Genomic DNA, 11,827 nt, shown 5'->3' on the forward strand with positions numbered 1-11,827 from the left:
CCCCTGTGAGTGCGTGATAAATCTCTGCAAAATTAATTCTGGTTGTGATAACTCTCTGTTTGTAGGCTAAAATGACGCCGATGCTGTTATCCGCTTGCGTTTAAAATCAGCAACCACGGCAATAAATCAGAGTTCTGTCAACTTTTGCTGACAGATCGCTTCTACCGCCCGGTGCGAGGGAGTATCATCATCGTCAACGATCCCCGCACCTGCAGAGATAAGGCCAACACTGATGCGTTTGGAAGTATTTTGCGAAGACCGCCTCGGTCTCACTCGAGAATTACTCGATCTTTTGGTATCGCGCAGCATTGACTTACGTGGCATCGAGATCGATCCCATCGGCCGCATTTACCTCAATTTCTCCCAGCTGGATTTCGATACTTTCCGCGCGCTGATGGCGGAGATCCGCCGCATCGCCGGCGTGACCGACGTGCGCACCGTCAGCTTTATGCCTTCCGAACGCGAGCATCGCGCGCTGCGTGCGCTGCTGGAATCGATGCCGGAACCGGTGTTCTCTATCGACATGAAGGGCAAGGTCGAGCTGGCCAACCCGGCGGCGCAGGCGCTGTTCAGCCTGAACGAAGACAAGATCCGCAACCAGACTGCCGGAGCGCTGATCGGCGGCTATAACTTCAGCCGCTGGCTGGAGAGCGAGCATACGGCGCCGCACTCCGAGCGGGTGGTGATCCGCAGCCAGGACTTCCTGATGGACATCACGCCTATCTATCTGGAAGACGAACAGCAGCAGGCGGCCGCGGTCGGCGCGGTGGTGATGCTGAAGTCCACCGCGCGCATGGGCCGCCAGTTGCAAAATCTATCGGTGAACGACGATACCGAATTCGACCACATCGTGGCGGTGAGCGCCAAGATGCGTCACGTGCTGGAGCAGGCGCGCAAGCTGGCGATGCTCGATGCGCCGCTGCTGATCGTCGGCGATACCGGCACCGGCAAGGATATTCTGGCCCGCGCCTGCCATTTGCGCAGCCCGCGCGGCAAACAGCCGTTCCTGGCGCTGAACTGCGCCGCGCTGCCGGATGACGTGGTGGAGAGCGAACTGTTCGGCCATGCGCCGGGCGCTTATCCCAACGCGCTGGAAGGCAAGAAGGGCTTCTTCGAGCAGGCCAACGGCGGTTCGGTGCTGCTGGATGAGATCGGCGAAATGTCGCCGCGTATGCAGACCAAGCTGCTGCGTTTCCTCAACGACGGCACGTTCCGCCGTGTTGGCGAAGAGCATGAGGTGCACGTCGACGTGCGCGTGATCTGCGCCACCCAGAAAAACCTTACCGAGCTGGTGCAGCGCGGCGAATTCCGCGAAGATCTCTATTATCGCCTCAACGTACTGACCATCTCCATCCCGCCGCTGCGCGAACGTCCGCAGGACATCATGCCGCTGACCGAGCTGTTCGTGGCGCGCTTCGCCGATGAACAGGGCGTAGCGCGGCCCAAGCTGGCGAGCGATCTGGGCAGTTTCCTCAGCAAGTACGGCTGGCCGGGCAACGTGCGCCAGCTGAAAAACGCCATCTACCGCGCGCTGACGCAAACCGAAGGCTACGAGTTGCGGCCGCAGGATATCGTGTTGCCGGAGTTCGAGGTGGAGATGTCGCTGGGCGACGAGGTGCTGGACGGCTCGCTGGACGACATCAGCAAGCGTTTCGAGCGCTCGGTGCTGACGCGCCTGTATCGCACCTATCCCAGCACCCGCAAGCTGGCGAAGCGCCTGGGCGTTTCCCATACCGCCATCGCCAACAAGCTGCGCGAGTATGGCCTGAGCAGCCGTAAAGGCGGCGCCGAGGGCGAGGAATAAGAAAGGCGCCTTGCGGCGCCTTTAACGGGTTTCCAAAGCCGGCGTTCGCCGGCTTTGTTATTTCAGCGCAGCCAGCGCCGCGTCGTAGTCAGGCTCGGTGGTGATTTCGTTCACCAGCTCGCTGTACAGCACGTTGTCCTGGCCATCCAGCACCACGACCGCACGCGCGGTCAGGCCTGCCAACGGGCCTTCGGCGATTTCGACGCCGTACGCCTGCTTGAACTCGGCGCCGCGCAGGGTGGACAGGGTAACCACGTTGCTCAGGCCTTCCGCGCCGCAGAAGCGAGACTGCGCGAACGGCAGATCGGCGGAGATGCACAGCACCACGGTGTTATCCAGGCCGCTGGCCAGCTGGTTGAATTTACGCACCGACGTCGCGCAGACGCCGGTATCGATGCTTGGGAAGATGTTCAGGACTTTGCGTTTACCCGCGAAGCTGCTCAGCGCCACGTCTGACAGGTCTTTGGCAACCAGCGAGAAGGCCTTGGCCTGTTCGCCCTGCTGTGGCAGTTTGCCTGCTACGCTGACCGGATTGCCTTGAAAATGTACTGTCTGAGTCATTGCTAGATTCCTTTTACAGGTGTTTATACAAAGGGTATGAACCTGATGAAACGGCGCGTCGGCAACGGCAGTTAACATCAGGTTCACACCCTGGCGCCAGTTTATGACAACCGGGGCGGATTGGATATCAAAGTTTGCTAAATAGTTGTATATATTAGGCTGTTCTATAAAACATCACCGGCGCATCAGCCTGGCTGAATGCGCAGTTTTCGCTCAGGAGCCGTTATGAGAGACATGCGTTTTTACCCGGAAGCCTGGCCGCTGCATACCGCCTTCGTGATTGCGCGCGGCAGCCGCACCGAAGCCCGGGTGGTGGTGGTCGAAATCGAACAGCAGGGCGTGCGCGGCACCGGTGAATGTACGCCGTACCCGCGTTACGGCGAGAGCGAGGAATCGGTGATGGCACAGCTGGCAGAGATGGCGCCGGCGATCGCACAAGGCATGACCCGCGAACAGCTGCTGGTGCAGATGCCAGCGGGCGCCGCCCGCAACGCGCTGGATTCGGCGCTGTGGGATCTGGAGTGCCGCCTGCACGGGCAGAGCCTGTGGCAGCGCAGCGGCGTGACGGCCCCGGCGCATATCCGTATGGCGCAGACCGTCAGCATTGGCACGCCGGAAGCGATGGCCTTCGCCGCGCGTGAACTGGAGCAGCAGGGCGCCACGCTGTTGAAGATCAAACTCGACGATCACTATATCAGCGAACGATTGGTAGCGATCCGCGCCGCGGTACCGCAGGCGACGCTGATCGTCGACGCCAATGAGTCCTGGCAGGCGGAAGGGCTGGCGGCGCGCTGCCAGCTGCTGGCCGATCTCGGCGTGGCGATGCTGGAGCAGCCGCTGCCGGCCGGTGATGACGCCGCGCTGGAACACTTTATTCATCCGCTGCCGATCTGCGCCGATGAGAGCTGCCACACCCGCGCCGATCTGCCGCGGCTGGCGCAACGCTATCAGATGGTCAACATCAAACTGGACAAAACCGGCGGCTTGACCGAGGCGCTGGCGCTGGCGCAGGCCGCGCGCGAACAAGGGTTCGCCATCATGCTCGGCTGCATGTTGTGCACATCGCGGGCGATATCCGCTGCCTTGCCGCTGGCGCCGGCGGCGCGCTTCGTCGATCTGGACGGCCCGACCTGGCTGGCGCGGGACGTCGAACCGGGTCTGGCGTTCGAATGCGGGGCGATCGTCGATATCGCCCCGTAGGGATTAATTCGGGTAGGTCAGCAGCTCGGTCATCGCGTCGATGTAGCGCTCGCTGGCGGCATCGGCGGAGATCGGCGGGAATTCGGCGGTGATGCACGGCAGCGACAGATCTGCGCACCAGCTGCCGAACGAACCGGGCGTTTCATAGCCGACGCTGGTCACCAGCGGCAGTTCGAACTTGTGCGACAGCCAAACGCCGAGCCGCGAGCTGGCGGGATCTTCGATGCAGGCCAGCGGTTCGTGGAACGACACCACCCAGTGCGGCTTCAGACGATGGATCAGATGACACAGCGCCTGGGTTTCCGGTTCGGAACCGGGGCGCCCACCGGTGGAGAGCTTGACGTCGCGCACCGGCGCCGCGCTGTTCCAGCGGTAGACGGTATCGCCGGAGCGCCAGTTGGCGGCCGGGAAGTTGCGATTCAGATCGACGCCGTTGGCATTGGCGCGCAGCCCCAGCTGACAGCCGTCGGGGTTGACCGCCAGCACCACGTGATGACGCAACTGCTCGGGGGCGATGCTGCGCAGCGCGCAGGACAGGGTCACGATGGCGGCGCTCTCATCGCCGTGGGTGCCGGCGATGATAAGCCCGGTCTCCGGGCCGCTGACCGCTGCCGGGAAATAGAGCAGCGGCGCGCCCAGCAGCGAGCTGCCGTAGTTTTCTCCTGCGATGGCCAACTGGCCACGTTCACTGCGTGGTCGATGTTCGGTCATGGTGTTGTCCCTGGATTAAAGGTCGAGAGTCATTGTCATTTTATTCAGTGTATTACGCTTTGAGGCATCTTTCCCATCGCAATTGTGCGACGTTTGCGCAATCTGTGACGCCGCGGCGGTGAAAACGCCAATTAAACCGCACCTGGCCTGACGCTGTTGTTATACTAACGGCAGAGCTAAGCCAATCACCCGCAAGAGGATTTAACATGCCAGTAGCCAGAATCATCGCCAGCTATAGCGAAAATGAAAATGACACCATCACGCTGCTGTGCGGCGTGGATGCTGAAAACCAGATCCGTCAGGGGGAATGGTTCGGCGTGGTGAAAAATGACGACGGGCGCGGGGACGAATCGAACTATCCGTTCACCCTGCATATCGATTACCAAAAAGATGTCTTCTACCTCGACTACGGCTATGACGACGCCGACGCGCGTCAGCTGCAAAAAACCGATATTTCGGCCCGTCCGCTGGCTGAGAAAGGCTTTTTCACCGTGTTCGATGAAGAAGAGGGCGAAGAGTTCAGCTACCGCATCAACAGCATCCACCTGTACGACTGACGGTCGCCGCTGCAAACACCGCCCGTGCCGCCCTGCGCCGCACGGGTTTTTTATTGCCTGAATCGCACTTTTTGCAACTTCTCGGCCGTGAGCGCTAGGCCGGACGGATCTTGTGCTATATGATAAAAAATTCAGATGGTTAACGGGGGCAAATCATAATGACAGGAAGAAAAATGCAACGGGGTTTTCGTTTGGCGCTTTGCGCGGCGGCGATCGGCGCCTGTATGAGCAGCGCCATGGCGGCGCAGGTTCCCCCGGGCACCGCGCTGGCGGCCAAACAGGAGATCGTGCGCCACATTAAAGACGAACCGGCCTCGCTCGATCCGATTAAAGCGGTAGGCTTGCCGGAGGCGCAGCTGGCGCGCGATCTGTTCGAAGGGCTGGTCAATCAGGATGCCAACGGGAAAGTGATCCCCGGCGTCGCCACGCGCTGGCAGACCAGCGACAATCAGACTTATATTTTCCATCTGCGCAAAGATGCGCGGTGGTCAAATGGTGACCCTGTCACGGCAAAGGATTTCGTCTACAGCTGGCAGCGGCTGGTCGAGCCGAAAAACCTGTCGCCGTTCGCCTGGTTCGCGCAGTTAGCGGGGATCCAGAACGCCGAGCAGATCATCAGCGGCAAACTGCCGGCCGATCGCTTGGGCGTGTCGGCGCCGGACGACTATACGCTTAAAGTGCAGCTGGACAAGCCGGTGCCGTACTTCGTCAGCCTGACGGCTAACTTCAGCCTGTTCCCGGTGAATAAGGCGGTGGTGGAAAAATACGGCAACGACTGGACCAAGGTCGGCAATCTGGTGGGCAACGGCGCGTTCAAACTGCAGGAGCGGGTGGTGAACGAGAAGCTGGTGCTGACGCCTAACGATCATTACTGGGATCATGCGCAAACCGTGCTGACCAAAGTGACCTTCGTGCCGATCAATCAGGAATCCAACGCCACCAAGCGTTACCTGGCGGGCGATATCGACATCACCGAATCCTTCCCGAAAAACATGTATCAGAAGCTGCTGAAAGATATTCCGGGGCAGGTGTACACGCCGGATCAGCTCGGCACCTATTACTACGCGTTCAACACCCAGCGCGCACCGACCAACGACGTGCGGGTGCGCCAGGCCTTGTCCTACGCCATCGATCGCAAGATTATCGCGGAAAAAGTGCTGGGCACCGGCGAAAAACCGGCCTATCACTTCACGCCGGACGTGACTGCCGGGTTCAAACCGGAGGCGAGTTTGCTGCAACAGCAATCGCAGGCGGAGCTGGACGCGCAGGCCAAGGCGTTGCTGCAGGCGGCCGGTTACGGCCCGAATAACCCGCTGAAGCTGACGCTGTTGTATAACACTTCGGAAAGCCACCAGAAGATCGCCATTGCCGTGGCCTCAATGTGGAAGAAAAAGCTCGGCATTGACGTCAAGCTGCAAAACCAGGAGTGGAAAACCTATATCGACAGCCGCAATACCGGTAATTTCGACGTGATCCGCGCCTCCTGGGTGGGTGACTATAACGAGGCGTCGACCTTCCTGTCGCTGCTGACCTCGACCCACAGCGGCAACATCGCCAAGTTCAAGAGCGCGGACTACGACAGGCTGCTGGCGCAGGCAGGGCGGGAAACCAATCCGGCGGCGGTGACCGCCGATTATAACAAGATGGAGCAAATCATTGCCGATCAGGCGCCGATCGCGCCGATCTACCAATACACCAACGGCCGCCTGATTAAACCGTGGGTAAAAGGCTACCCGATCACCAATCCGGAAGACGTGGCCTACAGCCAGACGATGTATATCATCAAACACTGAGTCGATTTATGCACCGCCCCCGCCTATAATGCGGGGGCTTTATTTTATCGATGGAAAAACGACGAGGGTAATTAATTTTTTCACGCGACAAACCCCGTTTAATAATAAACAGGGTCGCCATCATCACATTATTTTTCGTTATTTCCGATAGTGGTTACGCTTATAGACAGTCCCGCATGGCATCCACCACCACACGGCCGCTCATGTCGGTTTGGGTGATGCGATAGCTGGTGGGATAAGAGCGGCGAGTGCTGAAACGATCGTGGACGGAGACCGTGCCAATCTGCAGGCCGGCGGCGTTTTTTACCACGAATTCACTGATCTCTTCCTGCCCCTGGTTTTGCAAATGGATATTGCTGATTTTTTCCAGCGTATCGCTGGCGTTTATTTTTAAATGGTCGCGTAACATAACTACCTCCTCGTAGTGAGAAAAGTATATGCCCCTAAAATTTGCGCTGAAACAGCTTTATGTTGATTTATTATTATCATTTTGAATTAAAAGTGATAGCAATATGTTAAGTCATAATAATAACGGCATTACCAGTGCTTTATCGGCGATATTGCCTGATTTATCGGCAATGGTTTATTTCATTACCGTTATTATTAGTCTGCATTAATCGGGAAAAGCGCCCGCCTGGCCGCCGGGGCGGGAAAGACGCAGGCGACGTTGTGCCCGCAGCCGGGAACGATCGTTAACCGATGCGGCTTATCCGGCGCCAGGTAACGCCGGTCATAGTCGGCATAGGCCAAGGCTCGCTGCAATCGATAGGGGCCCTGCAGCTGGGCGGCGCAGGATTTGTCGAGTATCCGATAGTAGGCGCCCGGCGCGGTGCCGGTATCCTCGGCGGCGGCCAGGTAGGTGATATCAGCGGCGGCATAGCGCTGACGAGCGGCATCGGCCGTGCGCTGCAGGTGAGCGGGAAGCGCTTCCAGGCCGTATTTCCACTGGCTGGCCCGTGGACACTGGCCGGCGTTCAGCGTCTGCCAACGGAAGCGGCAGGTTGTTTCACTGCCGCAGCTCCCCCCGTTTGCTGGCTGGGGGCGCAGATTATCAAAGTAGAGCCAGCTGCCGGGGTCGGCCACCACATAGCGCAGACGCACTGCGTTTGGCGGATGGGCAAAGCCGACATAATGCTGCACGAACTGAGCACCGGCGGAAAAACCGGCCACGGTTATCGACTGCAGCGATGGCCAGCGCCGTTTCAGATCGGCCAGCAGGTTATCCATGGCGTTGAACGAACCGGTTTTCCCGCTATTATCCAAATCGCCTTCGATCCAGGAGCCGCAGCGCCACAGGGCCTCGCCGCCTTGCGGCGACGGGATCCCGGCGGAATGGCAGCGAGCGGCAAGTTTCTCCGGCACCTGGAACAGCGGGGCGACGAGCAGGGCTTTGCCTCCCGCTCCCGCAGCCTGGGCTGCGCTGATCGCCGCTTGCAACGTTTTAGCGGCATCGCGTGGGTGGCCGTGCATCACCACCAGTGCGGTACGCGGCTGGGCGCTGTGCTCATGGGCGACAAAGTAAGTCACATCGCCCGCCGCCGTCGCGACGCGAAACGGGGTGGCGATGTGCTCCAGCATCGGCTCCGCGTGCAGCGGTTGGCTGGTGAACAGCATTGCCGCGACTGCGCTGCAGAGCAGGCGACGCAGAGTCACCCGGTTAGCTGAACAATGTTTTGCGTTTGCACTTTCCATCATCGTTGCTCTTCACGTGTCCTCAGGTGTTCCTTCGCCTGAAGTATAGAGCAGGCTTTTAGCCCCTGGTGAAAACTGCCGTTACAGCTTGGCCTTTGATCTCCAAGGTGTTAACGCTAGACTCTGCAACATAAGCAAGACTGAGGGGATAAATGAATGGATGTGATTGAGGGGAGCGAGCTGCAGGTCGCCGATGCGGTTTACGCTTATCAGCTGGACGGCAAGGGGGGGGTCACGCCGATTGAGCAGGATGACAAGATCACCTGTGACGCGCCGTGCTGGCTGCATCTCGATTATGCGCACCCGGCCAGCGCCGAATGGTTGAGCACTACGCCGCTGCTGCCAGATTCGGTGCGCGAAGCGCTCTCCGGCGAAAGCTCGCGGCCGCGCGTCAGCCGCCAGGGTGAAGGCACCATGATTACCCTGCGCAGCATCAACTTCAACGCCAATTCCCGGCCGGATCAGCTGGTCACCATCCGCGTGTACATCACCGATAAGCTGATTATCTCCACCCGGCACCGCAAGGTGTATTCCATCGATCAGGTGGTGAACGATCTGCAAAGCGGCGCCGGGCCGACCAACAGCGGCAGCTGGCTGGTGGAAATTTCTGATGCGTTGACCGATCACACCAGCGAATTCATCGAGGATCTGCACGACAAGATTATTGATCTGGAGGACGCTTTGCTGGAGCAACAGGTGCCGGAGCGCGGCCAGCTGGCGTTGATCCGTAAGCAGCTGATCGTGCTGCGTCGTTACATGGCGCCGCAGCGTGACGTCTTCGCTCGGCTGGCCAGCGACCGCCTGCCGTGGATGAGCGATGACGATCGCCGCCGCATGCAGGACATCGCGGATCGTCTGGGGCGGGGATTGGACGATCTGGACGGCAGCATCGCGCGCACTGCCATCTTGTCCGATGAGATCACCACGGTGATGGCGGATGCGATGAACCGCCGCACTTACACCATGTCATTGTTGGCGATGGTATTTCTCCCGACCACCTTCCTCACCGGGCTGTTTGGCGTCAACCTTGGCGGCATTCCGGGCGGCGGCAATCCTCTCGGTTTTGCGGCATTTTGCCTGATGTTGGTCGGGCTGGTGCTTGGCGTCGCCTGGTGGTTGAAGCGCAGCCGCTGGCTGTAGGCAAAAATGATGAAAACCCGGTTAACATTGAGCAATATCAACATTTAGCCGGGGGAAATGGGGCATGATCTCTCTCGCAGGTGAATGCAACGTCAAGCGATGGGCGTTGCGCTCCATAATTGTCTTACTTTCTTATTTTTGAATTACTGCATAGCACATTTGATTCGTACAATGCCGGTTTAATCACCGGCATTTTTTTATGCGGTTTTCTCTCATCCTCAGGCCGCGCTTTCATCCCAGAAGCTGGCTTCAATCTTGTGCCCATCCAAATCACGGACAAAACAGCCGTAATAGGCCTCACCATAGTGCGGCCGCGAACCGGGCGCGCCTTCATCGACGGCGCCGGCCAGCAGCGCCTGGCGATGGAATTCATCCACCTGTTGCTTGCTGGTGGCGAAAAAACCGACGTGCGTACCGTTGCCGGGTGAGGCGGATTGACCGTCGATCGGCACCTGCAGCCAAAACTCGGGGTAGTCGCGGCCATACCCGATGGCGCCGGGATGTTCCAGCACGCGTCGGCAACCCAAGGCGGCCAGCGTGCGATCGTAAAAAGCCGCGGCGGCAGCGAAATCGTTGGAGCCTAGCGAGACGTGAGACAGACAGGGGGTGATATTCATTGCGCGATCTCCATATAACTGTATAAATAAACAGTATAGGGTAAAAACGGCATCGCCCAGTAAATTTTGCGCAAACTGTGAACAGGATCGAGATCGTCGAGTGAGGGGAATGTCGCCGCTTGCAGAGGGCAAGCGGCGAGGGGCTTATTTGATTTCCAGCACGCTCAAACGCTCTGGCACAGGTGCTGCGTCGTCCGAGTCTTCCGGTTGCCAACCGACCGGCTGCATCGGAATGTCTTCACGATCGAAGGCCAAATCGCCGCCGTCCACCACGGCGCTACCGTGGTGAATGCCCTTGAAATCGAAAAGATTGATATCGCTAAGGTGCGAAGGCACCACGTTTTGCATGGCGCTGAACATGGTTTCCAATCGGCCTGGGTAACGTTTGTCCCAGTCACGCAGCATATCGCCGATCACCTGGCGTTGCAGATTAGGCTGCGAGCCGCACAGGTTACATGGAATAATCGGGAAGGCTTTGGCGATAGAGAAACGCTCGATGTCTTTCTCGCGGCAATAGGCCAGTGGGCGAATGACCACGTGCTTGCCGTCGTCGCTCATCAGTTTGGGCGGCATGCCTTTCATCTTGCCGCCGTAGAACATGTTGAGGAACAGCGTCTGCAGAATGTCATCGCGGTGATGGCCCAGCGCGATCTTGGTGGCACCCAGTTCGGTGGCGGTGCGGTACAGAATGCCGCGGCGCAGGCGCGAGCACAGTGAACAGGTGGTCTTGCCTTCCGGGATCTTGTCTTTGACGATGCTGTAGGTGTTCTCTTCGACGATCTTGTATTCCACCCCCAGGCTTTCCAGGTAGGCGGGCAGAATATGCTCCGGGAAGCCGGGCTGTTTCTGATCGAGGTTCACCGCGATCAGCGAGAAGTTGATCGGCGCGCTCTGCTGCAGGTTGCGCAGGATCTCCAGCATGGTGTAGCTGTCTTTACCGCCGGACAGGCAGACCATGATGCGGTCGCCTTCTTCAATCATATTGAAATCGGCGATCGCTTCGCCCACGTTGCGGCGCAGGCGCTTTTGCAACTTGTTCAGATTGTACTGCTCTTTTTGGCTAACGGATTGCTTTTCTGACATTTAAATCGTGCTCATTCTCAATGGGGGGCACTAGGGGCATGGCGTTGTAGACCGCGAGTTTACCATTCAACCGGCCGATTTTGATCATTATTCATCATCCAGCAGCCACGCACCCGACGCGAGGTCTGTATGGTACGGATTGTGGCGATGAATACCAGCAGGTTTTTCGGCTCACAGCATTCGCCGTCATTTGAACGACGGCTTCGAGGGAACGTTGTTTCGCGGTGCGGGTCTCATCTCAGTCAGAACTTACACCGAGAGGCACAGAGAGCATGAAAGGAATCACTGTTGTTGGACTTTGCGCATCGTTTTTTGCTTACGCAGAAAACGCACTGGCGTTTGACACGATGCCTGTTGGTCTGAGCGAACCGACCGAAACCGTCGTACTGGTACCGCGAGAGCAAAAAGAGCGTCTTGATGGCAAGGATAAGGGAGATGCACTTTATTGTTACTATGACGGGAAATTATTTTCGCTGGGCGCCACGTTCAAAGACAAGGTTTGCGCTTTAGCGGAGATTAAAACGGATAAGCCGTTCTCGACACGCGTCATGGCGCAATGGATAAAAGAAAAAAACGCGGCTCGTTAAGTGTGAAACCCTTGAGCATTGAGGCCCATCGCTGATTCAAACGGTATGTGAAAAACAGGGCGCGAATCGCTCGCGCCCTGAG

12 protein-coding genes are annotated in these 11,827 nt (G+C 58.5%); 6 read left to right on the forward strand and 6 right to left on the reverse strand.

Annotation, left to right across the window (positions count from 1 at the left end; translation table 11 throughout):
* Window positions 1-232: 232 nt before the first annotated feature.
* Window positions 233-1,804: a transcriptional regulator TyrR gene (gene tyrR / locus FHU12_RS08140; RefSeq protein ID WP_049277117.1), complete on the forward strand. Its 1,572-nt coding sequence runs from the start codon at window positions 233-235 to the stop codon at window positions 1,802-1,804.
* A gap of 57 nt (window positions 1,805-1,861) precedes the next feature.
* Here the strand turns inward: tyrR and tpx are convergent, their stop codons facing one another.
* Window positions 1,862-2,365 (reverse strand): thiol peroxidase, encoded by a 504-nt coding sequence (tpx, locus tag FHU12_RS08145; protein WP_004930536.1) that lies wholly within the window; start codon window positions 2,363-2,365, stop codon window positions 1,862-1,864.
* A 225-nt stretch (window positions 2,366-2,590) separates the two neighbouring features.
* On the opposite strand from tpx, the gene ycjG reads away from it, so the two are divergent.
* Window positions 2,591-3,565, forward strand: coding sequence for an L-Ala-D/L-Glu epimerase (ycjG, locus tag FHU12_RS08150; RefSeq protein WP_043143636.1), 975 nt, complete (start codon window positions 2,591-2,593; stop codon window positions 3,563-3,565).
* A gap of 3 nt (window positions 3,566-3,568) precedes the next feature.
* Here the strand turns inward: ycjG and mpaA are convergent, their stop codons facing one another.
* Window positions 3,569-4,276, reverse strand: coding sequence for a murein tripeptide amidase MpaA (mpaA, locus tag FHU12_RS08155; protein WP_141968552.1), 708 nt, complete (start codon window positions 4,274-4,276; stop codon window positions 3,569-3,571).
* 206 nt (window positions 4,277-4,482) lie between these two features.
* Here mpaA and FHU12_RS08160 point away from each other — a divergent pair, with 206 nt between their 5' ends.
* Window positions 4,483-4,833: a hypothetical protein gene (locus tag FHU12_RS08160; protein ID WP_025302994.1), complete on the forward strand. Its 351-nt coding sequence runs from the start codon at window positions 4,483-4,485 to the stop codon at window positions 4,831-4,833.
* Between the two features lie 158 nt (window positions 4,834-4,991).
* Window positions 4,992-6,626 carry a peptide ABC transporter substrate-binding protein gene (locus tag FHU12_RS08165; protein WP_185742287.1) on the forward strand — a complete coding sequence of 545 codons (1,635 nt, stop codon included), beginning with the start codon at window positions 4,992-4,994 and terminating at the stop codon, window positions 6,624-6,626.
* Between the two features lie 160 nt (window positions 6,627-6,786).
* Here FHU12_RS08165 and FHU12_RS08170 read toward each other — a convergent pair whose 3' ends face one another.
* Window positions 6,787-7,035, reverse strand: a complete 249-nt coding sequence (locus FHU12_RS08170; protein ID WP_141968556.1) for a hypothetical protein — start codon at window positions 7,033-7,035, stop codon at window positions 6,787-6,789.
* Between the two features lie 194 nt (window positions 7,036-7,229).
* Window positions 7,230-8,321, reverse strand: a complete 1,092-nt coding sequence (locus FHU12_RS08175; protein ID WP_141968558.1) for a hypothetical protein — start codon at window positions 8,319-8,321, stop codon at window positions 7,230-7,232.
* A 153-nt stretch (window positions 8,322-8,474) separates the two neighbouring features.
* On the opposite strand from FHU12_RS08175, the gene zntB reads away from it, so the two are divergent.
* Entirely contained in the window at window positions 8,475-9,458 is a 984-nt protein-coding gene (gene zntB / locus FHU12_RS08180) for a zinc transporter ZntB (protein WP_063990004.1), read from the forward strand.
* 218 nt (window positions 9,459-9,676) lie between these two features.
* Here zntB and FHU12_RS08185 read toward each other — a convergent pair whose 3' ends face one another.
* Entirely contained in the window at window positions 9,677-10,075 is a 399-nt protein-coding gene (locus FHU12_RS08185; protein ID WP_141968560.1) for a VOC family protein, read from the reverse strand.
* Window positions 10,076-10,219: 144 nt separating this feature from the next.
* The gene (gene ttcA / locus FHU12_RS08190) at window positions 10,220-11,158 is read right to left on the reverse strand and encodes a tRNA 2-thiocytidine(32) synthetase TtcA (RefSeq protein ID WP_141968562.1); all 939 of its coding nucleotides are present in this window, start codon (window positions 11,156-11,158) and stop codon (window positions 10,220-10,222) included.
* Between the two features lie 272 nt (window positions 11,159-11,430).
* Here ttcA and FHU12_RS08195 point away from each other — a divergent pair, with 272 nt between their 5' ends.
* Window positions 11,431-11,745, forward strand: coding sequence for a hypothetical protein (locus tag FHU12_RS08195; RefSeq protein WP_141968564.1), 315 nt, complete (start codon window positions 11,431-11,433; stop codon window positions 11,743-11,745).
* The last annotated feature ends 82 nt before the right edge of the window (window positions 11,746-11,827 follow it).

This window comes from Serratia marcescens, from assembly GCF_006715005.1.
Taxonomy (GTDB): Bacteria; Pseudomonadota; Gammaproteobacteria; order Enterobacterales; family Enterobacteriaceae; genus Serratia; species Serratia montpellierensis.